We start from the raw sequence: 19,349 nt of genomic DNA, 5'->3' as shown, positions 1-19,349 counted from the left end.
GGCGCGGGGGCCGGCTGGAGTGGCGCACAGCAACGACAGGGGATCTTTGCTGGCCCCAGAAAAGAAACTTCATGTCGCAATGGCACTGCAATATAGATGTGAAGGCAATCAATCTGCAAATATCATCGGCGCCGACGCTGTCGCCAAGAGGCGTTGGGCGGAGTGCGACAGTCGTTGCTCACCTGGGGAAGATATGACCGAGGAAGGTCACGATTTAATGACAGCCTGCGGTGTGGTTTCTTTCCCTCAGGCGAACACACTGTTTCATTTAGGCTGGGTGGTAAAAGCCGCTGGCCAACTATATTAGCGGGCAAACGCCGCAAAACTAATCAGAAAAGCCGGACTTCGCCTCCATATGGCCCCGATCATTTCTATCCGTAATCTCACCAAAACCTATTCCAATGGGTTTCAGGCACTAAAGGGCATTGATCTCGACGTCGAGCAGGGCGAGATTCTGGCGCTGCTCGGGCCGAATGGCGCGGGCAAGACGACGATGATTTCCATCGTTTGCGGAATCACCAATCCGAGCGGGGGTACAGTGACCGTTGGCGGCCATGATGTCGTCAAGGAGTTTCGCGCCACGCGCACCATGATCGGGCTGGTGCCCCAGGAGCTGACGACTGATCAGTTCGAGACCGTGTGGAACACGGTCAGCTTTTCGCGCGGCCTGCACGGCAAGAAACCGAAGCCCGCGCATATCGAGCAGGTGCTGCGGGATCTGTCGCTCTGGGACAAGCGGGACAATATGCTCCGCCAGCTCTCCGGAGGCATGAAGCGGCGCGTGCTGATTGCCAAGGCGCTGTCGCACGAGCCGCAGATCCTCTTCCTGGACGAGCCGACGGCGGGCGTCGACGTGACGTTGCGCAAAGATATGTGGCATGTCGTTGAGCGGCTGCGGGCTTCCGGCGTCACCATCATCCTGACGACGCATTACATCGAAGAGGCCGAGGAAATCGCCGACCGCGTCGGTGTCATCAATGACGGCAAGCTGCTGCTGGTGGAGGAGAAGAAGGCATTGATGGCCAAGCTTGGCCGCAAACAACTCATCCTCGACCTGCTGCAGCCGCTGAACGCCGTTCCGCATTCTCTTGACGGCAATGGCCTGTCGCTGGGGCCGAATGGCGCGACGTTGATCTACGATTATGACGCCGAGCACGAGCAGTCGAGCATCGCGGCCCTGCTGTCGCGTCTGGCCGCCGAGGGCATTCATTTCAAGGACCTGTCGACGCGGCAGAGCTCGCTCGAAGACATCTTCGTATCGCTGGTGGGAGAAGACAAATGAACTTCGAGGCGATCAAATCCATCTATGCGTTCGAAATGGCGCGCACGCGCCGCACGCTGCTGCAGAGCGTCGTCTCGCCGGTCATTTCCACCTCGCTTTATTTCATCGTCTTCGGCGCCGCCATCGGCTCGCGCATCCAACTGGTGGAAGGCGTTTCCTACGGCGCGTTCATCACGCCGGGCCTGATCATGCTGACGCTGCTTGGGCAGTGCATCAGTAACGGTTCCTTCGGCATCTATTTCCCGAAGTTTACCGGCACGATCTACGAGGTTCTTTCTGCACCCGTCGCCATGACGGAAATCGTTCTCGGCTATGTCGGCGCTGCCGCGACCAAGGGCATGCTGATCGGGCTGATCATCCTGCTGACGGCGAATTTCTTTGTGCATATCACCATCGAACATCCCTTCATGATGATCCTGTTCTTCGTGTTGACGGCGGTGACCTTCAGCTTGTTCGGCTTCATGATCGGCATCTGGGCGGGGAATTTCGAGCAGCTCAACCTCATTCCCATGCTGGTGGTGCCGCCGCTGACCTTCCTTGGTGGCAGCTTCTATTCCATCAACATGTTGCCGCCTTTCTGGCAGGCCGTCAGTCACCTCAATCCGGTCCTTTATCTCGTCAGCGGCTTCCGCTGGAGCTTCTATGGCATCGCCGACGTCAATCCGGCGCTGAGCCTCGCGATGATAACGCTTTTCCTCTTGATCTGCCTTGGGACCCTCGCGTGGATTTTCAAGACCGGGTATCGGTTAAGGAACTGATTGGCGGGCACTTTCCCGCAAATACACCGGTTGCAATCGCTCTCCCTGCGGTTCATACATTCGATGTCCACGCCCCCCGGCCAAGCAAATTGCAAGCCATGGGGAAGCGCGGGTGAGATGACGATCAAGCCGCGCGTCCGGGCGACCGACCCGAGCCTTGTTGCAGGTGTTTCATGCCCACAGTTCCTCAGCCTCGTTCACTGTCCGATGTCCTGTCGCGCCTTGACCTGCTAACCAATTGGGAGCGCAAGCCTCGCGGAGAGATGCGTGTCGGCCTCGATCCGATGCTCGATCTCATGCAGCGGCTCGGCAATCCTCATCGAAGCTTCCGTGTCATCCATGTCGCCGGTACCAAGGGCAAGGGTTCCGTTTCTGCGCTGATCGAAGCGGCCTTGCTGCAGGCGGGGCTGGGGACCGGTCGTTATGGCTCGCCGCATGTCGATCGTGTGAATGAGCGGATCAGCGTTTCAGGCCAAGCGGTCGAAGACGAGGCGCTGGCAAGGGCATTGGAACAGACGCTGGACAGCTACGAGTCGGCAAAGCGAGAGGCGACGGCCGGCGAAGACGCCACCTGGTTCGACGTGATAACCGCTGCTGCCTTTCTTGTATTCCAGCACGCCGGTCTGGACTGGGTGGTTGTGGAAGTCGGGCTTGGCGGCCGACTGGACTCCACGAATGTCGTCTTCGGCGAAGTTGCGGTCGTCACGAATATCGAGCTCGAGCATACAGAGATTCTCGGCAGCACACGCGAGGCTATAGCGGGCGAAAAGGTGGGTATATTGAAGCCCGGCGCGGCTCTCGCGACGACACTTCCGATCTCAGATGCTGCGGGCCGGGTTTTGCAGCAACGCGCGGATGAGCTCGGTTGTCGCGTATTGCGCACCGACTTCCCCGACGATGCTACGATAGCGGACAAGAATGCGGCGCTGGCTGGCTTGGTCCTCGACTATTTGGGACAGCATGGCGAACGTGCGCGCGAGGGTGCTCGATCAGGCGTCGCGATCGGCGCATGGCTGCTTGACCAGGCGGTCAGGGATAGTGCGCATCTGCCGGGACGGATGGAGCGGCTTACCTTCGAACTGCCCGCAGCGCCAAACACGGCTCCGCGAATGGTACCAATGGTGATGGACGGCGCGCATGTTCCGTTCAATATCGAGGCCGTTTTGCGGGATATCAGCCGCGACCGCGAGTTCGACAGCGGGTGTATCGCCATTGTTGCACTGGCGTCCGACAAGGATGCGCTCGGGTTCCTGACGGTGCTGTCTCACTACGCTGTCCATACGCTATTTACGGAAGCGGCTGGCTCCGGCCGGTTTTATCCGGCCGATGAGCTGCAAGCGTTGGCATCATCCATGGGAATGGCCTGTGAAGCCGAACCTGATGTGCAAAAGGCGTTGGACCGTGCCACGGCGATGGCGTCGCAGAATAATGGCTGGGTTTTGGTGACCGGGTCGCTTTATCTTGTCGGAGCGCTGCGGAGCGTCGTGTTGAAAGGCGGCTGATCGAGGATGGACATCAATATTCGATCGGCTCTTCCCGACGATGCGGCGGCCATGGCCAATCTGCATGTTACCGTCTGGCGCGAAACCTATCGGACACTAGCATCCCCGGAAGTTTTTCGCAGCCTCGATGAAGCCCATCGGCAGGCCAGATGGGCGGCGACATTGAAGAAGCCCGGTCGTGATCAATTGGTGCTGCTTGCGGAGCAGGGCGATCGGTTGGTCGGCATCGGCTCGGTCGGTGCGCCATCGCAGCCCGTCTTCGAAGGGCGAGGGGAAATACGATCTCTCTACGTCGATCCCTCGCTCAAACGCCAGGGTCTCGGCCGTCGCCTGATGCGGGAACTGGCGCGCCACCTTGCCGATCTCCACTATCCCGGCGCTGCCCTGGGCGTTGTTGTCGGCAACGATCCGGCAATCGCATTTTACCGGTCGCTGGGCGGACGGATATCAGGACGTTATGTCGATCCCGGCCCGATTTGGCGATCGGACAACATCATCTTCGTTTGGGACGATTTGTCGTTGTTGATGTAAAGTCTTCAATCCCGCAGCCGCAGCTCATCCGTCTGCATCTGCATTGAGCCCAGCGTTTCCAGAAAGCTCATGCCGAGCAGGCTCTGGTCGAGTTTGTCATCTTCGGCGACAGTCGCTTGGACATCGCGGCGCAGGATCGGGCCGATGGCGACGGAGCCGAGTTCGACGGGAGCGGCCCTGGCCCTGCCGTTGGCGGTGATGACCGTCATGGAATAGGTGAGGTTTTCCGGATTGATGCCGACGCGCTCGGCGTCTTTTTGCGACAAAGCGATGGTGCTGGCGCCGGTATCGACGAGCATGTCGATCGGCTGGCCGTTGATCATCACCTGTGCCTCGAAATGGCCGTTCAGCAGCTTGTGGAGAATGACTTCCTGGCCACCTTCGCTTGTCGTGACGACGACGGCGTGTCCGGGCACAAGGCCGGCCATCAACCGGTCGCCAACCTGCTGGGCATCGCGGCGGTAAATGTAGCCAGTCGCCAGCGCCATGATGATGACTAGCCAGATCAGCAGATTGCGCAATGATTGGCTCGCCGTATGGCGGCTCGCCCAAATGCCTGCCGCCATGACCAGTGCGAGCGGCACCAGATAGACGATGCCGGCAAAGTCGTCATTGTCGATTCCGAAGGTCGTGCCGCTGCTATTGTTGAAGACGAGGAGCGCGAGACCGATGCCGATAATGGCGAGGGCGACGTTCAGGCGGTTCATACTGCGCCGCGCTCCCGCGCCAGCCGCTGGCGACGGGTTTCGCGGCGCGGCTTGCGTTCGACGGTGGCGAGGCGCTCCGGCAGAACCTGCATGATCTCGCGGCGCTCATCATCGCTGTAGGACGTCCATGCGCCAATTTCTTCGCGCGTGCGTCCGCAGCCGAAGCAATAGCCGGTATTCATATCGATGGAGCAGACAAGAATGCAGGGTGTTAGCATAAGGGCATATATATCGATGCTTCAAACGCACATGGCAAGGGTACAGAGGGCGGCGATCTCGCAAATCTGCTGCGTCGCACCGATGGTGTCGCCGGTGTGACCGGAAAGCCTTTGGCGTACGCGGCGGGTGAGGAGAAATGCCGCGGCTGCGGTGACAAAGAGGTACAGGATAAAGGCGGGAAGCCTGAGGCCCGGCCAGAGCAGAAGAGCAGAAAGCACCAGCGCGGTGATGAGCGCTATTTGCATTGCGCTGTAATCCGGTTTGCCGGCCGAGGCGGCAACGCCGTCCTGCTTCGCGGGGGGCAGGATATACCAGTGCCAGACCATGGCGCCGCGGCTGAGCGCGGCGGAAGCCGGTAGGGCAAGGGCTGCGGCAAAGGGCGTAAGGCCACGGGCGATGGCGGCAAGCGCTGCGGCGCGTAGTCCGAAAGAGAGGATCAGCGCTACAGCGCCGTAGGTGCCGATGCGGCTATCCTTCATGATCGCGAGCGCCTTGTCGCGATCCTTGCCGCCGCCAAGGCCATCTGCCATGTCGCTCAGACCATCCTCATGCAGAGCGCCTGTCGTCATCGTCTGGACAGCAAGTACCAACAGCGCCGCCATCAATGGGTCGGCATGGAAGGCAAGCAGCACGCCGAAGACGATGGCGGCGGGCAGGGCAATCAGCAGGCCGGCGAGGGGGAAGGTACGCGAGACGCGGGCAAGCTTGCCGTCATAGCTCTCAAAGAAGGACGGCGGCACGGGAATGCGGCTCAAGAAAGCAACGGCGCGCGCGGTGTCGCCTGTGTATTCCCGAATATTCATCCTCTCCCCGATATTCCTGCGACAGCATCGGGCGTTTTTGGAGTTGTTCGCGCCTGTGCCGAAGACTAATAGAGTCGCACGCAAAGAACCTGATTTGAGACCAAAAGACAAGGAACGGCATTCATGAGCGTTACCGGCCTGCCATTCGACGATTTCCGCACGCTGCTGCGCGACCTTCCGGGTCCGGATTCCCGAGCGCTTGTCGCCGCTCGCGAGCGTGACGCACAGCTCACCAAGCCGCCGGGCGCTCTCGGCCGTCTGGAAGAGATTGCCTTCTGGCTCGCCGCCTGGACCGGTCGTCAACCGGCCGTCAACCGGCCGCTCGTGGCGATCTTTGCCGGCAACCACGGCGTCACCAAGCAGGGCATCACGCCATTTCCGCCGGCCGTGACGCAGCAGATGGTGGAGAATTTCGCCGCTGGCGGCGCTGCGATCAACCAAATCTGTGTGGCCTACGACCTCGGCCTGAAGGTTTTTGATCTGGCACTGGATTTCCCGACCGCCGACATCACCGAAGAGCCCGCCCTCAGCGAACGCGATTGCGCCGCCACCATGGCCTTCGGCATGGAAGCCATTGCCGGCGGTACGGATCTGCTCTGCGTTGGCGAAATGGGTATCGGCAACACGACGATCGCGGCTGCCATCCACTATGCGCTCTATGGCGGCACGGCGGCGGAGTGGGTTGGACCCGGCACAGGTTCGGAAGGCGAGATGCTGCAGCGCAAGATCGCTGCCGTCGAAAAGGCTGTGGCGCTGCATCGCGACCATCTTTCGGATCCGCTGGAAGTGCTGCGCCGCCTCGGCGGCCGTGAGATCGCAGCCATGGCCGGCGCCATTCTGGCGGCCCGTATGGAGCGTATCCCTGTCATTATCGATGGCTATGTCGCAACTGCCGCCGCTTCGATCCTCAAGGCTGCCAACCCCTCCGCTCTCGATCATTGCCTGATCGGACACGTTTCGGCTGAGCCGGGGCATCTCAAGGCGATCGATAAGCTCGGCAAGACGCCGCTGCTGGCGCTCGGCATGCGGCTCGGCGAAGGCACGGGTGCAGCGCTCGCTGCTGGTATCGTCAAGGCCGCCGCTGCCTGCCATTCCGGCATGGCGACCTTCGAGAGCGCCGGCGTCGCCAACAAGCATTGACGGATAAAACGGCGGAGCGCCGCGATTAAGCGCTCCGCCTTCAAAATTCCGACCGACTTTCGACCTATGTCATAAAACTGTAATGATTTCTTTGGCCGACTCGGTTGTCGGCTTGCCTTGGGAATAGCGAAACGGTATTCGCAAGGCTGCTAATTTTGCGGTTAAGACGTTGCAAGCGGGGCAGGAATGGCCGAGTTTTCGAAATCAGCGGTAACGAAGGAAACGGGGATCCGGCATTTCTTTGCCGCCGCCGGTTATTCCTGGGGTGGCTTTCAACGTCTGCTGCAAGAATCGGCCTTCCGGCAAGAGCTGTTGTTCGCAGCCGCCGGATTGATCCTGCTCGTCGTCGTCGGGGCAACGCTTGCGGAAATTATGATTGCCGTCGTGCTGTTTCTCGGCGTTTTCGCCGTGGAGGCGATGAACACGGCGGTCGAGGAAGTCATTGACCGGATTTCTCCCGAGATTTCCAACGTCGGCAAGCATGCCAAGGATCTCGGCTCCTTCGCTGTCCTCTGCATGTTGGTCGCTTCCGGCCTCTATCTTCTTTATACGATCGCCAGCCATCTGTTTTTCCGCTGAAGCGCCGTATGGCCTGAGCGTCAGGCAAAGCTCTTCTTGCGACGCTCGACCAAGGGCGCGTCCTCGATGGCCGGCAAGCTTTGCAGTACGCGCTTGGCCGGCAGGATGGCGATCACTTCCGTGCCCTCGCGTAGCTTGGACTTCAGCATGAACTGGCCGTCATGCTTGGCGAGGATTGCCTGAACGATCGGCAAGCCGAGACCAGTCCCCTGTTCGGCACTCTTGATGGCGATCGAGCCCTGACCGAAGGCGGAAAGAACGACTGGTATCTCCTCCTCGGGAATGCCAGGACCATTGTCCTTGATCGCCACGTATTGCCCACCGCCGGCGGTCCAACCAACCTTGACGGTGATCTCTCCGCCTTGCGGCGTGAATTTTACCGCATTCGAGAGAAGATTGAGGATCACCTGGCGCATGGATTTTTCATCGGCCCAGACCGAAGGAAGCTGTGGCTCGAACTGCGACGAAATGGAGATGTTCTTGCCACGCGCGCGCAACTGCACCATGCCGATGCAATCCTCCGACACATCCAGCAGCGAGATTGCTTCCTCGCTCAGCTCATACTTGCCGGCCTCGATGCGGGATAGATCGAGGATCTCGTTGATCAGGTTGAGGAGGTGTTGCCCGGAGCGGTGGATGTCGGTGGTGTATTCGCGATAGGTGGCGTTGTTCAGCGGCCCCATGACCTCCGCCGACATGACCTCGGAGAAGCCGAGGATGGCGTTGAGCGGCGTTCTGAGCTCATGCGACATCGAAGCCAGGAAGCGGGATTTGGCGAGGTTAGCCTCTTCGGCACGCCGTCGCGCTTCATCCGACATGGATTTTGCGACTTCCAGCTCGGCGATCAGATCGTCCTTTTCCGACTGGAAGGAAAGGATCTTCAGATTCGATTGAAACATGCGGTTGGTAATGAAGGTGAAGAAGACGACCGCCACGGCAACGGTTGCGGTCAAGGCAATATCGACCGGATTGCGCGTCAGCGCCGCTTTGACGGCAAGTGCGACGATTGCCGGCGCGAAGGAGAAGGGTACGGCGCGCGGCAGCATGAAATTCGCCATCGCCGTGACGCAGATCCCCACCAGCAGCGTCGCGCCTTTATAAAGCGCGAAGCCGTCGCCGCCGCAGGTCGTGCAGCTCTGCATCGCGAAGTATGCCCAGCAAAAGCCGATGAGGAGTTGACCGAGCAACAGCATTTGGCGCCATTTTCTGGCGCTTTCGGCGGTCATTTCGCGTTTTTTTGCGCGGCGGCCGAGCAGCATGTTGAGGGCATGTGCCGACAGGGTGGGGATCGCCCAGATGAAGATTTGCGCGCCGCCGGCGAGATAGACGCCGAGCGCTGCGACGATGATGACGAAGATCGGCATAACCGAGGCGCCCTGCAAGAGGCTGTCGACATGCATCATCATGGCTTCGCGGTCGAAGCTGCGGCTGTGGCCAGATTGCAGGCGCTCGCGCGTCTGCCGCACCGTCTTCGACACAGCCCGGTTACGGTGACTGCGCGAACGGTCGACGATGATCTTATCTGTCGATGTGCTGACGCCGGTGCTCATAGATACGTTGAATTTTGGCCTGCCGAGGGCTACAGACTAGCGGCCAAACCTTAAGAAGATGCTGCTCAGAAATGATTTGTTTGCCATCTTTGCCAAGGGTTTGTTCTTTAAGGAGGCAAAAGCGTGACGCGGCCTAGCCGTCTTTTTCGTGACGGCGTGACCACATTCGCGCTGCTGGCACTGCTTGGTTTGCTGGCGTTGAAGATGAACAATCGCCCGGAACTCATTCAAACTGGAAACTTTTATGTCGTTGACGGCGATACGCTCGCCCGAAACGGTGATCGTTTGCGCCTGCTTGGCATCGATGCGCCGGAGTATCGGCAGCAATGTCAGCGCGCTCACGTGGATTGGGCCTGCGGCGAAGAGGCGCGCAAGGTTCTTGATAAATTTATGAAGACGGGTCGGGCGGAATGTCGGGGAAGCGAACATGACCGTTACGGTCGGCTGCTGGTGACCTGCAAAGCGGACGGCGTTGACATTAATGGCGCGATGGTGCGCAGCGGCATGGCGGTCTCTTATGGCGGCTATGCGAGCGAAGAGGCGGCCGCGCGTCAGGCGAAGGCAGGGCTTTGGGCGGGTGATTTCGAGCGACCGCGCGACTATCGGCGTGAGGAACAGATGGCTCGCAGTGGTGATCCGCTGGCCGGGCTCGGCGATTATTTGCGACAGTTTGTCGGATGGGATCGCTGATGGCGTGGAAGGAAGAGTTGCAGGCGCTGGGCAAGGCCATTGCCGCCTGCCGTATCTGCCGGGACGCGCCGCTGTGTGGGGAGGCGGACCGATTGCCGCATGAGCCGCGGCCGGTTGCCGTGTTATCGGCGACGGCGCGTATCCTGATTGCCGGGCAGGCGCCGGGGCTGCGTGTGCATGAGAGCGGCTTGCCGTTCAACGATGCCTCCGGCGACCGCCTGCGGCAATGGTTGGGTGTCGACCGCGATAGTTTCTACAATCCAGATCATTTCGCCATCGTGCCGATGGGGTTCTGCTTTCCCGGCTACGATGCCGCCGGCAGCGATTTGCCGCCGCGCCGGGAATGCGCGCCGCTCTGGCGGCAAAAGACCATCGACGCGATGCCGCAAATCGAGCTTGTCCTTACCGTCGGGCAATATGCTCAGGCGTGGCATCTCGGGCCGGCGCGTATGGCATCGATGACGGAAACCGTTTCGGAATGGCGGCGTTATCTCCTTACCAATCAGTCGCCGGCCGTCTTGCCGTTACCGCATCCGAGCTGGCGCAACAGCGGCTGGCTGAAGCGCAATCCCTGGTTCGAGTTGGAGCTGCTGCCCGTGTTGCGAGAACGTGTGAAAATCCTTGTTTCGTGAAACAAGTTTCTTTTCCTTCGGCAAAAATGCGCTATAGAGAGAATATAATTCGAAAGGGCACTCGAAATGGACCGTCTTGACCGCAAAATCCTGCGCCTTCTGCAGGAGGATTCCACTCTGGCCGTGGCCGATCTCGCCAAAAAGGTCGGACTGTCGACGACACCATGCTGGCGCCGCATCCAGAAGATGGAAGAGGATGGCGTCATTCGCCGTCGTGTCGCCCTGCTCGACCCCGAAAAGGTCAACACCAAGGTCACCGTTTTCGTCTCGATCCGCACCAATAGTCACTCGATCGAATGGCTGAAGCGCTTTTCCGAAGTGATCGCCGATTTCCCGGAAGTGGTTGAATTCTATCGCATGAGCGGCGATGTCGATTACCTGTTGCGCGTCGTCGTGCCGGATATCGCCGCTTATGACGCCTTCTACAAGCGCATGATCGCCAAGATCGAAATCCGCGACGTCTCCTCGGCCTTTGCAATGGAGCAGATCAAGTATTCGACGGAGCTACCGCTGGATTACATGATCCTGGAAAACGCGAAATCGAGCGACGATTAATCGACAAGCGATATGTTTGGGCAACGCCCGCTGCGTGAACTTCGCAGTAAGGGCGTTGCGTCTTTGTCAGCGCGCCATCATTGGCCGTAAGTGGCGGTGATGGAAGCGGAGGCGAGCGCGTTTGCCTGCGTCATATAGCCGACGAGCGCCCCGCTGGCATTGCTGTCGAGGCCGAGCTTATCGACTTTCAACGCGGTTACGGTCAGCTTGTAACGATGCGCCGGGCCTGGAGGCGGGCAGGCGCCGCCGAAACCAGAGGTGCCGAAGTCGGTTCTTCCCTGGATGGCTCCGGAAGGCAGACCGGTTCCCCCAGTCGATCCCGCACCCGATGGCAGCGACTTGGCGGATGCGGGGATATCAAATACGGTCCAATGCCACCAGCCGGAGCCTGTGGGCGCATCCGGATCATAGAGCGTTACCACGAAGCTCTTGGTTCCCTCCGGTGCATCTTTCCAGCTTAGCGCGGGAGAGACATTGCCGCCCTTGCAGCCGAATACGTTGGCCACCTGTTCGATCTTGAGCGTGCCGCTGTCCTTCATGTCGGGGCTGGCGAGTTCAAAGGCTGAGGCTTGGCCCGATGCCAGCAACGTGGCAGCCAGGGCCGCGGCGATAGAATATTTCATGACAATCTCCGTTAGAGCGACGCTGTCCGCAGCGTCGACGGCGGGAGATTGTCATTCTGCGGCGACGAGCGCTGCGCTGTTTCGATCAGTCTTTGCGCCGTTTCGATCAACTTCACGCTGATGGCCGCGAATTTCGCTTGGCGCGAAATCGAACCGCGTCCGAAAGCGTGCGGTGAAGCGGGAGGCCGAGTCGTAGCCGACATCCAGAGCGATTTGCGTCACGGACTTCTCGGTCGTTTGCAAAAGGGTGAGTGCCGTCGTCATCCGGATATCAGCCAAAAGCTCGGAAAAGCTCGTTTCCGCCGCTGCCAGCTTGCGCCGCAAACTGGCCTCGCTCATGCCGATCGTCTTCGCCAGCTCCGGAGCGCGCCAGGGATAGGCCGGATCGGAATTGATGATCCGGCGCAGGCGTTCGATCGGGCCAGGGTTCGTGATCGGCGCAAACCGGTGGCCGAGCGCGCCGAGCCACAACAGGATTTCGTTGACACGAGATGCTGCGATGCTGTCCGGCAGGAGAGGGCCGCTTCGGATCGCCTCGATTGCCTTGCCATAAGCTTCTTCGAAAGCCGGCTGCATGCCGGTGAGAACTTGGATCTCCTGCACCGGCCTGGCATCGCCGCCGGCGAAATCAGCGATCAAATTTGGCGCGAACTGCAGGGCGAGCGCCTGATAGCCGTCAGAGCCATCGGGCTCGTTGATGATATCGGAGGTGGCGCCTTCGGGGATCAGTACCAGATCGCCGGCGCAAGCCTTCATGTCGGCGACCCGATCGAGAATGATCTTCTGACCTTTTTGAACGAGCACCACGCCCGGAGCAGGCGACGCAAGGCGCTTGCAGAGCAGGCGCGTGCCTTGGATGATACATGCCGTCATTCCGGCTCCGTCGCGTCGGACGATATCGCGTTGGGGAAAGGCGGAATAATTATCCGAAATTTGAAACACCAGGCCTCCGCAACTCTTTTCACCGGCTTGTTCTTGTCAGCCGGCAGCAAAATGCCGCTAAACGTAGCGAAGGTTGCCGGTTTGTGAAACTGCCTTCGATCATCCTTTGCAGGAAGCAGGCGCCGCCGCGTTCGGTGAGCCGGCGGCGTCCCTCATCGAGCCGGACCAGGACGGATTATTTCCGCTCCAGTCGCGCCAGCAGCGACGACGTGTCCCAGCGATTTCCGCCCATGGCCTGGACGTCGCCGTAGAACTGATCAACCAAGGCGGTCAACGGCAGCTTTGCCTTGTTGCGGCGGGCTTCCGACAATACGATGTCCAGGTCCTTGCGCATCCAGTCGACGGCAAAGCCGAAGTCATATTTCCCAACATTCATGGTCTTGTGGCGGTTTTCCATCTGCCAGGAACCGGCCGCACCCTTGGAGATGACTTCCACCACCTTTTCGATGTCAAGGCCGGCCTGCTTGCCGAAATGGATGCCTTCGGCCAAGCCCTGGACCACACCGGCGATGCAGATCTGGTTGATCATCTTGGTGAGCTGGCCTGCGCCGACGGCACCCATCAGGCCGACCATGCGGGCGTAGGCATCGATCACGGGCTTTGCTTTTTCGAATACTGCCTCATCGCCGCCGCACATGACGGTCAGCACACCGTTTTCCGCGCCCGCCTGGCCACCGGAGACGGGAGCGTCGATAAAGTCCACGTCTTTTTCCTTGGCTGCGGAATGCAGTTCCCGGGCGACTTCGGCGCTTGCCGTCGTGTTGTCGATCAGGACTGCGCCCGCCTTCATGCCGGCGAGCACGCCGTCATGGCCGATCGTCACCGCGCGCAGGTCGTCGTCATTGCCGACGCAGGTGAAGACGAAATCGGCGCCTTCGGCCGCAGCGGCGGGGGTTGGGGCGAACTTGCCGTCGAATTGTTTGGCCCAGGCTTCGGCCTTGGCGACGGTGCGGTTATAGACGGTGACGTCATGACCGCCCTTGACCTTCAAATGCCCTGCCATGGGATAGCCCATGACGCCCATGCCGATGAAAGCGACCTTTGCCATTCGCGAGACTCCTTCCAAGAATTTGCCTGAAGGCTTAGCGGAAAGGCGAGGGGGGCGAAAGACCGATTTGTCGGCGAGTGGTAGCGGCCGAGCTCGAAAGCCAGTTGTTGGCGACGATCCTGGCTGGCTCGCGCGGGCTAGTTCGGCCTGCTTTCGTCGCCTTCGACATAGAGCCGGAGGTTGTCGAAGCCGATTTCCGTGCCCATCAACCGGGAACCATTGTCGCCATAGCCGTCGAGAAAAACCATTTGCTCGGTAAAGAGCATCGTGGTGCCGCTAGGCTCCGGCGCGAAGGTGACGGTTGCCAGCGATACCGAGATGCGCTTGTCAGCGAGCATCATGTCGAAGGCATAGATGATGCGTTCGTTCGGCACGATATCGATGTAGCGAGCCTGATAGGCGTGTACCACGCCATCCGTCGAGGCGACGCGGTTGCTCTCGCTGCCGCCAGGACGAAAGTCGAGCTGAAATTCCAGCGGCGTCCAATCCCCGTGGCAGGCGAACCATTGGCGCTTGTTTTCGGCCACCGCCCAGGCGCCGAAGACGCGCTGCGGCGGCGCCTTGAAATGACGCTCTATGGTCAGCGTCGTATGTTCCGTCGTTCTCTCGGTCATTTCACCGCCGTCTCCTCGGAATTGTCGGCCAGAAACTGATCGAGCCGGTCGAAGGTCCTGTTCCACCCCGCCCTACGCTCGGCGATCCAGCGTTCGACCTGCTCCAGCGCTTCTTTCCGTAGCTGGTAAGTCCGCACCCGGCCGATCTTTTCCGAGCGCACCAGACCGCTGGTTTCCAAAACATGCAGATGTTTCATCACGGTCGGCAGTGCCATGGCGAACGGCTGGGCCAGTTCCATCACCGAGGCGGGACCGCGGCCGAGGCGGTCGATCATGCCGCGGCGGCTTTGGTCCGACAGGGCCTGGAACATTCGGTCGAGCGCTATGGAATCCTCAACCATCCGATCGTTCCGGGCGGAAACGGGCGGGCAGCTTCTGGCTATAGGGATAGAAATGGAAGTAGGGCATCGCCTCTTCGAGCACGCGTGCAAAGGACGGACGATCGAGCAGGCGTTGATAATATTGCTGCAGCCGGACTTGCTGTTCTCCAAAGGGCACGAGCGTTTCGGCGTAGAACAATGCCGGGGCGGCGGCGCAATCCGCCATCGTCAGGGCGTCACCGGCGATCCAGAGCTTTTCGCCCAGTTGCTGCTCGATCATGCCGTAGGCGGTGCGCAACAATGCCTGCGCCTGCGCGACGGCTTTGGGGTTGCGCTCATCTTCCGGACGGCGAATGTCAGCAACGATCGCCTGCATCGGTTCCTGAACGTAGAGATCGAAGAAGCGATCCCAGAGGCGGACGCAGAGCGCATCCGTCGGATCGAGCGGCAACAGCGGCGTCGCGCCGGGATAATGCCGGTCGAGATATTCGATGATGATGCTGGTTTCGGGAACGGTGCTATCGAGCGCCTCGTCGCGCAGGACAGGGAATTTGCCGATCGGCCAGAGGCGCAGCAGCGATGCGCGGGACTCTTCATTGCCGAGATCGATGACCCGGCTTTCGAAGGGCGTACCGTTCTCATAAAGCGCCATCAGGACCTTATGGCAGAAGGAGGCGAGGGGATGCTGATAAAGGATGAGAGACATACAGCGACCTTTCCTACATCGAGGCGATGCCAAAACTTACCTAAATGGCTAAGTAACAGATCGTGCCAGCGAATGCAATGAATAGTTACCCAATTGGGTAACTATTCGGATTGGCTGCAGGAGAAATCAGATCACGACGCAAGGCGCGCGATAACCAGATGGCCCGGGGTCGGATGACCCTCTTCCATGCGGACATTGATGTCGGTGATTTCGATCAGCTCGAAGCCGGTCGCGGTCAGGCGTTCGCGCACGTAGCTTTCCGAATGGGCGAAACGCTGGTGCGGACCGACCATGTAGGCGCGGCCTGCCATAGCGCTGTCGGGCAGGGTTTCCGAGGAGAAGATGAAGAGGCCGCCCGGCGTCATGTTTTCAGCGGCGCCGAAGAACAACGGCTCCAGCGCGCCGAGATAGGGCAGCACATCGGTGGCGGTGATCAGGTCGAACGGCTCTTCGTCATTATCGTCGAGGAAATCCTCAACCTCGGCGACGAACAGCGTCTCATACAGATCCTTCTCATGGGCGACTTCGACCATGTTTTCGGAAATATCGATACCTGTGATGTCCTCGGCGATGTCTCGCAGCGTACCGCCGGTCAGGCCCGTGCCGCAGCCGAGATCGAGCATGCGCTTGAAGGGGCCGAGACCAAGTGCCTGCAGCCGCTGACGCACGAGAACCGGAACATGATAGCCGAGCTGCTCGACAAGCACGTCCTCGAAAACTTCAGCATGCTGATCGAACAGGGTTTCGACATAGGCGTCCGGCGCCTTAACCGGCGTTTCGCCGCGGCCCATCGAGGCGATGCGCACGGCTGCGCCGCCATGATCCTCGGGATCGATCGCCAGCACATCCTCATAGGCCTTAACCGCGGCGTCGATATCGCCGGCTTTTTCGAGCGCAAGGGCGCGGTTGTAGGCTTCCGCCAGCGCGTCTTCGTCTATCTTTTTCTTTGCCATGAGCGATCAGTCCTTCATTCGTCAAGGAGGCATTAAGGCGCTTGAATGGCTTTTGCAATGGCTGCGTTGAAGGAGCAAAATATTCGTCTGCGGCAGCGGCGGGCCATAAGGCCGTTGCGCAAAAAAAGAGAAATGGAGGAAAAAACCATGGCCACCGAGCTCACCACGTCGCATCTCATCAACAGCGCTACGGATCGGAAGCCGCCGCCTATGCCTTCGACGACGGGGGAGATCACCAACACGTTGACCCATTACTACCGCGGCGAGCTCGCGCGGATGACCAGTTGGCGCGATCGCATCGACCGGACGTCAAACTGGGCGATCACCGTCGTTGCGGCGTTGCTTTCCGTATCGCTGTCGACGCCGACGTCGCATCATGGCGTGTTGCTGTTTGGTATGATGCTGATCACCTTGCTGCTGATGATCGAGGCGCGGCGCTATCGCTTCTTCGACGTCTATCGGGCGCGGGTGCGGCAATTGGAACGCAGCTATTTTGCGCAGATCTTGGCGCCCGAAGCCAATCTCAATCCCGATTGGGCGGTGTCGATTGCCAAAAGCCTGCGCGCACCGCGTTTTCTGCTCAATTATTCCGAAGCGATGCAGCGACGCCTGCGGCGGAATTATTGCTGGATGTATGTGATCCTGCTGCTGGCCTGGGTTTTGAAGATCTCGACGCCGAAACTGCAAGCGAATGGTGCGCCGCAAGAACTGGCGCATTCGTGGAGCTATATTGCCGACAATGCAACGCTCGGACCGATCCCCGGTTGGCCGGTGATCGCAATCGTGGCCGTGTTCTATGCCGTCATTCTCTATAGCGCATTACGTCGCGGGCCGGATGACGGCGATTTCACCCATGGCGAAGCGCATGTCTGATCGTTTGGCAAAGCCAGACTAAAGCATGTCGCGCAAAAGTGCGCAGCGGTTTTGCGATAACGACACGCGCAAAATCAAGGGCCTAAAACGCAAGGAGCGAATCCCAGAGATCGCGATGCGTTTTAGTGCAGGATGAACTCTCCCTTCACTGCCCGCCACTCGGTCGCCGAGATCAGCCGACGGTGAACATAGCGCACCGAATGTAACGGCCCGTCGAGCTTCTCCTGCCAGAATTTCAGGAAGCCGCGCATCTCCGGGAAATTCGGGGCGAGATCATAGTCCTGCCAGATGTAGGTCTGCAGAAATTGCGGATGATCGGGCAGGCGATAGAGGATCTGCGCCGTAGTGAGCCCATAGCCTTGCAACTGCTTTTGCATGTCATTGTGCATGAGGTCTCTCTTTCTGTTCCCATTGTTCTTCGTGACGCGGATGTCACAGGAAAATGGAAACACCTCATGGTAAACCCAAGCTTTACAAAAGTGTTGCAAAAAAGAAATTTCTTCTCGAAAATCAATATGATAGCAGCCTCTATAGGTGAGTGCTGCCAAGGTGCTGGCGGCAGGCGCAAGGAGACGCCTGCCATGGCAAGGGTCAACGCTTCAGATGGCGCGTCAGGTAGCCCTCGATCCAAGCCCAGCGGTTACGCATCAGCTCGACGATGGAAAGATAGAAGATCGCTGCCCAGAGATAGGTCTGGTAGTCATAGGTCTGCGAGAAGGCATAGCGCGTCTCACCCATCAGATCGTAGACGGTGATGATCGATACGGTCGCCGAGCTCTTGATCAGGAGAATGATCTCGTTGCCGTAAGGCCGCAGCGCCACGATCAACGCTTGCGGCAAGATGATCTTGTAGAAGGTGACGAGCTTATGAAGGCCGAGCGAGGCCGCAGCTTCGCTTTGGCCGTGATGGACGCTCTGGATGGCGCCGCGGACAATCTCGGTCTGATAGGCCGCCGTGTTGAGCGTCATGGCAAACAGACCGCAATTGAAGGGATCGCGGAAGAACCACCAGAGACCGATGCTGTCAATGAAGCCGCGCGCCTGCGGAAAGCCGTAGTAGACCATGAAGATCTGCGCTAGCAGCGGCGTGCCGCGGAAGAGATAGACATAGCCATAGGTCAGGCTCTTCAAAATCCGGTTCTTCGACATTCTCGCAAAGGCCAGGGGTACGGAGAGTATCCCGCCGAGGATGAAGGAAAGCCCGACCAGCTTCACCGTGATCCAGAGGCCGTGCAGAAAGCGTGGACCGAACTTGAAGAATTTTGCGTTGTCCCAATTGGTGATCATCATCGTGATCAGCGCGATGCCTAGCAGCGCCCAGAGGGCCAGGAAGAAATAACCGGCAATGCGGGCCTTGGAGAGGCGCTTCATCGTCTCCGGTGGTGCCGGCTGCGCGGGGATCAAGACTTCTGCATAGCTCATCGGCGAAACTCCGCGCGTTTGGCCCAACGGTCGAGGTAAGACAACCCGGCCGAGGAGATGACGGCGAGCGTCAAATAGAGTCCGCAGGCAACCAAATAGAAGAAGAATGGTTCCTTGGTCGCGCGCACGGCAAGGCCCGTCTGGCGGATGATGTCAGCGAGTCCGATGACGGAAACGTAGGATGTATCCTTGAGCAAGTTCATCCAGAGGTTCCCAAGATTGGGAAGCGAGATGCGGATCAATTGCGGCAGGATGATCAGACGCATGGTGCGGGCTCGGTGAAAGCCAAGAGCGTCGCCCGCTTCATACTGGCCCTTGGGAATCGCCCTGAAGGCCGACAGCAAAACTTCCGAGCAATAGGCGGAAAAAACGATCGACAGGGCGACCATGCCGGCGACGAAGGCGTTGATCTCGACCTGTCCGGTGTAGCCCACGTAAGCCAGGGCCGTTTGCAGCAGAATCTGTATGCCGTAATAGATGATGAAGAGCGTCAGGAGCTCCGGCAGGCCGCGAAAGATGGTGGTGAACACGCCGGCTGCCAGCCGCAGCGACTTTTCTTCGGATTGCTGTGCCAGCGCCACCAGAAAGCCGACGACCAAGCCGAGCGGCAATGTCAGGACGGCTACTGTTATCGTGACTTTGAGGCCGCCGGCAATCTCGTCGCCCCAGCCGGTGTCTCCACAGGCAATAGAGGTGTTCTGGAAGAACACGGTGAAGAGCCCGACGGGGCCGCACAGCGGATCGAAAGCGTTATCTATCCAGGCCCACAAGGAACCAAACGCGGAAAACAATCCGCCCATACCGTATTTCCCCTCGCAGCTTTTGCCGCGTTTCTCTTATTCTTATATTATATGTCAAACAAAAACGGCGGAAGAGCAAGCTTCCGCCGTCGTCTTTTCC

Annotated in this window: 24 protein-coding genes; 10 read left to right on the top strand and 14 right to left on the bottom strand. The window is 59.5% G+C overall.

The genetic code is table 11. From position 1 onward, the window contains the following. The first annotated feature begins 355 nt into the window (after positions 1-355). From QA648_RS08090 to QA648_RS08075, 4 genes are all read left to right on the top strand, one after another. Entirely contained in the window at positions 356-1,282 is a 927-nt protein-coding gene (locus QA648_RS08090) for an ABC transporter ATP-binding protein (protein WP_283050706.1), read from the top strand. Next, entirely contained in the window at positions 1,279-2,040 is a 762-nt protein-coding gene (locus tag QA648_RS08085) for an ABC transporter permease (protein WP_283050704.1), read from the top strand. Before QA648_RS08090 ends, QA648_RS08085 begins: the two co-directional genes overlap by 4 nt. A gap of 173 nt (positions 2,041-2,213) precedes the next feature. Continuing rightward, on the top strand, positions 2,214-3,542 hold the full coding sequence (locus tag QA648_RS08080) for a Mur ligase family protein (RefSeq protein WP_283050702.1): 1,329 nt from the start codon (positions 2,214-2,216) through the stop codon (positions 3,540-3,542). A gap of 6 nt (positions 3,543-3,548) precedes the next feature. Further along, the gene (locus QA648_RS08075; protein WP_283050700.1) at positions 3,549-4,073 is read left to right on the top strand and encodes a GNAT family N-acetyltransferase; all 525 of its coding nucleotides are present in this window, start codon (positions 3,549-3,551) and stop codon (positions 4,071-4,073) included. Positions 4,074-4,078: 5 nt separating this feature from the next. Here QA648_RS08075 and QA648_RS08070 read toward each other — a convergent pair whose 3' ends face one another. Genes QA648_RS08070 through QA648_RS08060 form a run of 3 tightly spaced genes read right to left on the bottom strand, consistent with a single transcriptional unit; the run spans position 4,079 to position 5,802 of the window. Continuing rightward, entirely contained in the window at positions 4,079-4,780 is a 702-nt protein-coding gene (locus tag QA648_RS08070; protein WP_283050698.1) for a TIGR02281 family clan AA aspartic protease, read from the bottom strand. After that, positions 4,777-4,998, bottom strand: a complete 222-nt coding sequence (locus QA648_RS08065) for a DUF1289 domain-containing protein (protein WP_104823326.1) — start codon at positions 4,996-4,998, stop codon at positions 4,777-4,779. Before QA648_RS08065 ends, QA648_RS08070 begins: the two co-directional genes overlap by 4 nt. A gap of 21 nt (positions 4,999-5,019) precedes the next feature. Then, entirely contained in the window at positions 5,020-5,802 is a 783-nt protein-coding gene (locus QA648_RS08060) for an adenosylcobinamide-GDP ribazoletransferase (protein ID WP_104823325.1), read from the bottom strand. Positions 5,803-5,925: 123 nt separating this feature from the next. Here QA648_RS08060 and cobT point away from each other — a divergent pair, with 123 nt between their 5' ends. After that, a complete protein-coding gene (gene cobT, locus QA648_RS08055) occupies positions 5,926-6,942 on the top strand; it encodes a nicotinate-nucleotide--dimethylbenzimidazole phosphoribosyltransferase (RefSeq protein ID WP_104823324.1) in 1,017 nt (338 codons plus the stop codon). 186 nt (positions 6,943-7,128) lie between these two features. Beyond that, positions 7,129-7,521: a diacylglycerol kinase gene (locus tag QA648_RS08050; protein ID WP_104823323.1), complete on the top strand. Its 393-nt coding sequence runs from the start codon at positions 7,129-7,131 to the stop codon at positions 7,519-7,521. A gap of 20 nt (positions 7,522-7,541) precedes the next feature. Here the strand turns inward: QA648_RS08050 and QA648_RS08045 are convergent, their stop codons facing one another. Continuing rightward, positions 7,542-9,071 carry a HAMP domain-containing sensor histidine kinase gene (locus QA648_RS08045; protein ID WP_283050695.1) on the bottom strand — a complete coding sequence of 510 codons (1,530 nt, stop codon included), beginning with the start codon at positions 9,069-9,071 and terminating at the stop codon, positions 7,542-7,544. Positions 9,072-9,194: 123 nt separating this feature from the next. On the opposite strand from QA648_RS08045, the gene QA648_RS08040 reads away from it, so the two are divergent. The 3 genes from QA648_RS08040 (at position 9,195) to QA648_RS08030 (ending at position 10,948) form a co-directional block, all read left to right on the top strand. Continuing rightward, positions 9,195-9,761, top strand: coding sequence for a thermonuclease family protein (locus tag QA648_RS08040; protein ID WP_283050694.1), 567 nt, complete (start codon positions 9,195-9,197; stop codon positions 9,759-9,761). Beyond that, a complete protein-coding gene (locus tag QA648_RS08035) occupies positions 9,761-10,393 on the top strand; it encodes a uracil-DNA glycosylase family protein (protein ID WP_283050693.1) in 633 nt (210 codons plus the stop codon). The genes QA648_RS08040 and QA648_RS08035 overlap by 1 nt, the downstream gene beginning before the upstream one ends. Before the next feature lie 66 nt (positions 10,394-10,459). Continuing rightward, positions 10,460-10,948 (top strand): Lrp/AsnC family transcriptional regulator, encoded by a 489-nt coding sequence (locus QA648_RS08030; RefSeq protein WP_104823319.1) that lies wholly within the window; start codon positions 10,460-10,462, stop codon positions 10,946-10,948. 77 nt (positions 10,949-11,025) lie between these two features. On the opposite strand, the gene QA648_RS08025 is transcribed toward QA648_RS08030, so the two are convergent. From QA648_RS08025 to QA648_RS07995, 7 genes are all read right to left on the bottom strand, one after another. After that, on the bottom strand, positions 11,026-11,571 hold the full coding sequence (locus QA648_RS08025) for a YbhB/YbcL family Raf kinase inhibitor-like protein (RefSeq protein WP_104823318.1): 546 nt from the start codon (positions 11,569-11,571) through the stop codon (positions 11,026-11,028). Positions 11,572-11,622: 51 nt separating this feature from the next. Next, positions 11,623-12,444 (bottom strand): AraC family transcriptional regulator, encoded by an 822-nt coding sequence (locus QA648_RS08020; protein ID WP_283050692.1) that lies wholly within the window; start codon positions 12,442-12,444, stop codon positions 11,623-11,625. 244 nt (positions 12,445-12,688) lie between these two features. Further along, the gene (locus QA648_RS08015; protein WP_283050691.1) at positions 12,689-13,561 is read right to left on the bottom strand and encodes an NAD(P)-dependent oxidoreductase; all 873 of its coding nucleotides are present in this window, start codon (positions 13,559-13,561) and stop codon (positions 12,689-12,691) included. Between the two features lie 137 nt (positions 13,562-13,698). Next, the gene (locus QA648_RS08010) at positions 13,699-14,175 is read right to left on the bottom strand and encodes an SRPBCC family protein (protein ID WP_283050690.1); all 477 of its coding nucleotides are present in this window, start codon (positions 14,173-14,175) and stop codon (positions 13,699-13,701) included. Next, the gene (locus tag QA648_RS08005; protein ID WP_104823314.1) at positions 14,172-14,516 is read right to left on the bottom strand and encodes a metalloregulator ArsR/SmtB family transcription factor; all 345 of its coding nucleotides are present in this window, start codon (positions 14,514-14,516) and stop codon (positions 14,172-14,174) included. The genes QA648_RS08010 and QA648_RS08005 overlap by 4 nt, the downstream gene beginning before the upstream one ends. After that, entirely contained in the window at positions 14,509-15,201 is a 693-nt protein-coding gene (locus QA648_RS08000; RefSeq protein WP_104823313.1) for a glutathione S-transferase family protein, read from the bottom strand. The genes QA648_RS08005 and QA648_RS08000 overlap by 8 nt, the downstream gene beginning before the upstream one ends. Before the next feature lie 131 nt (positions 15,202-15,332). Next, on the bottom strand, positions 15,333-16,154 hold the full coding sequence (locus QA648_RS07995; protein WP_283050688.1) for a class I SAM-dependent methyltransferase: 822 nt from the start codon (positions 16,152-16,154) through the stop codon (positions 15,333-15,335). A gap of 210 nt (positions 16,155-16,364) precedes the next feature. Here QA648_RS07995 and QA648_RS07990 point away from each other — a divergent pair, with 210 nt between their 5' ends. Next, on the top strand, positions 16,365-17,027 hold the full coding sequence (locus tag QA648_RS07990; protein ID WP_245463981.1) for a DUF2270 domain-containing protein: 663 nt from the start codon (positions 16,365-16,367) through the stop codon (positions 17,025-17,027). 122 nt (positions 17,028-17,149) lie between these two features. On the opposite strand, the gene QA648_RS07985 is transcribed toward QA648_RS07990, so the two are convergent. From QA648_RS07985 to QA648_RS07975, 3 genes are all read right to left on the bottom strand, one after another. After that, positions 17,150-17,416 (bottom strand): usg protein, encoded by a 267-nt coding sequence (locus tag QA648_RS07985; protein WP_104823311.1) that lies wholly within the window; start codon positions 17,414-17,416, stop codon positions 17,150-17,152. A 202-nt stretch (positions 17,417-17,618) separates the two neighbouring features. Next, positions 17,619-18,449 (bottom strand): ABC transporter permease, encoded by an 831-nt coding sequence (locus QA648_RS07980; RefSeq protein WP_104823310.1) that lies wholly within the window; start codon positions 18,447-18,449, stop codon positions 17,619-17,621. After that, positions 18,446-19,249 (bottom strand): ABC transporter permease, encoded by an 804-nt coding sequence (locus tag QA648_RS07975; protein ID WP_104823309.1) that lies wholly within the window; start codon positions 19,247-19,249, stop codon positions 18,446-18,448. The genes QA648_RS07980 and QA648_RS07975 overlap by 4 nt, the downstream gene beginning before the upstream one ends. Positions 19,250-19,349 lie beyond the last annotated feature (100 nt).

Origin of the sequence: Rhizobium sp. CB3171, from assembly GCF_029714265.1 — a bacterium.
In the GTDB taxonomy this organism is placed as follows: domain Bacteria; phylum Pseudomonadota; class Alphaproteobacteria; order Rhizobiales; family Rhizobiaceae; genus Rhizobium.
The sequence above is the reverse complement of the archived record's forward strand: the minus strand, read 5'-3'. Positions and strand labels throughout refer to the sequence as shown.

What these genes read in the sequence shown, in the direction of transcription:
- QA648_RS08090 (WP_283050706.1), top strand. Translation starts at nt 356, where the DNA reads ATGGCCCCGATCATTTCTATCCGTAATCTCACCAAAACCTATTCCAAT.
- QA648_RS08000 (WP_104823313.1), bottom strand. Translation starts at nt 15,201, where the DNA reads ATGTCTCTCATCCTTTATCAGCATCCCCTCGCCTCCTTCTGCCATAAG.
- QA648_RS07995 (WP_283050688.1), bottom strand. Translation starts at nt 16,154, where the DNA reads ATGGCAAAGAAAAAGATAGACGAAGACGCGCTGGCGGAAGCCTACAAC.
- QA648_RS08035 (WP_283050693.1), top strand. Translation starts at nt 9,761, where the DNA reads ATGGCGTGGAAGGAAGAGTTGCAGGCGCTGGGCAAGGCCATTGCCGCC.
- QA648_RS08010 (WP_283050690.1), bottom strand. Translation starts at nt 14,175, where the DNA reads ATGACCGAGAGAACGACGGAACATACGACGCTGACCATAGAGCGTCAT.
- QA648_RS07975 (WP_104823309.1), bottom strand. Translation starts at nt 19,249, where the DNA reads ATGGGCGGATTGTTTTCCGCGTTTGGTTCCTTGTGGGCCTGGATAGAT.
- QA648_RS08015 (WP_283050691.1), bottom strand. Translation starts at nt 13,561, where the DNA reads ATGGCAAAGGTCGCTTTCATCGGCATGGGCGTCATGGGCTATCCCATG.
- QA648_RS08075 (WP_283050700.1), top strand. Translation starts at nt 3,549, where the DNA reads ATGGACATCAATATTCGATCGGCTCTTCCCGACGATGCGGCGGCCATG.
- QA648_RS07990 (WP_245463981.1), top strand. Translation starts at nt 16,365, where the DNA reads ATGCCTTCGACGACGGGGGAGATCACCAACACGTTGACCCATTACTAC.
- QA648_RS07980 (WP_104823310.1), bottom strand. Translation starts at nt 18,449, where the DNA reads ATGAGCTATGCAGAAGTCTTGATCCCCGCGCAGCCGGCACCACCGGAG.
- QA648_RS08050 (WP_104823323.1), top strand. Translation starts at nt 7,129, where the DNA reads ATGGCCGAGTTTTCGAAATCAGCGGTAACGAAGGAAACGGGGATCCGG.
- QA648_RS08030 (WP_104823319.1), top strand. Translation starts at nt 10,460, where the DNA reads ATGGACCGTCTTGACCGCAAAATCCTGCGCCTTCTGCAGGAGGATTCC.
- QA648_RS08025 (WP_104823318.1), bottom strand. Translation starts at nt 11,571, where the DNA reads ATGAAATATTCTATCGCCGCGGCCCTGGCTGCCACGTTGCTGGCATCG.
- QA648_RS08070 (WP_283050698.1), bottom strand. Translation starts at nt 4,780, where the DNA reads ATGAACCGCCTGAACGTCGCCCTCGCCATTATCGGCATCGGTCTCGCG.
- QA648_RS07985 (WP_104823311.1), bottom strand. Translation starts at nt 17,416, where the DNA reads ATGCACAATGACATGCAAAAGCAGTTGCAAGGCTATGGGCTCACTACG.
- QA648_RS08065 (WP_104823326.1), bottom strand. Translation starts at nt 4,998, where the DNA reads ATGCTAACACCCTGCATTCTTGTCTGCTCCATCGATATGAATACCGGC.
- QA648_RS08020 (WP_283050692.1), bottom strand. Translation starts at nt 12,444, where the DNA reads ATGACGGCATGTATCATCCAAGGCACGCGCCTGCTCTGCAAGCGCCTT.
- QA648_RS08060 (WP_104823325.1), bottom strand. Translation starts at nt 5,802, where the DNA reads ATGAATATTCGGGAATACACAGGCGACACCGCGCGCGCCGTTGCTTTC.
- cobT (WP_104823324.1), top strand. Translation starts at nt 5,926, where the DNA reads ATGAGCGTTACCGGCCTGCCATTCGACGATTTCCGCACGCTGCTGCGC.
- QA648_RS08080 (WP_283050702.1), top strand. Translation starts at nt 2,214, where the DNA reads ATGCCCACAGTTCCTCAGCCTCGTTCACTGTCCGATGTCCTGTCGCGC.
- QA648_RS08045 (WP_283050695.1), bottom strand. Translation starts at nt 9,071, where the DNA reads ATGAGCACCGGCGTCAGCACATCGACAGATAAGATCATCGTCGACCGT.
- QA648_RS08085 (WP_283050704.1), top strand. Translation starts at nt 1,279, where the DNA reads ATGAACTTCGAGGCGATCAAATCCATCTATGCGTTCGAAATGGCGCGC.
- QA648_RS08005 (WP_104823314.1), bottom strand. Translation starts at nt 14,516, where the DNA reads ATGGTTGAGGATTCCATAGCGCTCGACCGAATGTTCCAGGCCCTGTCG.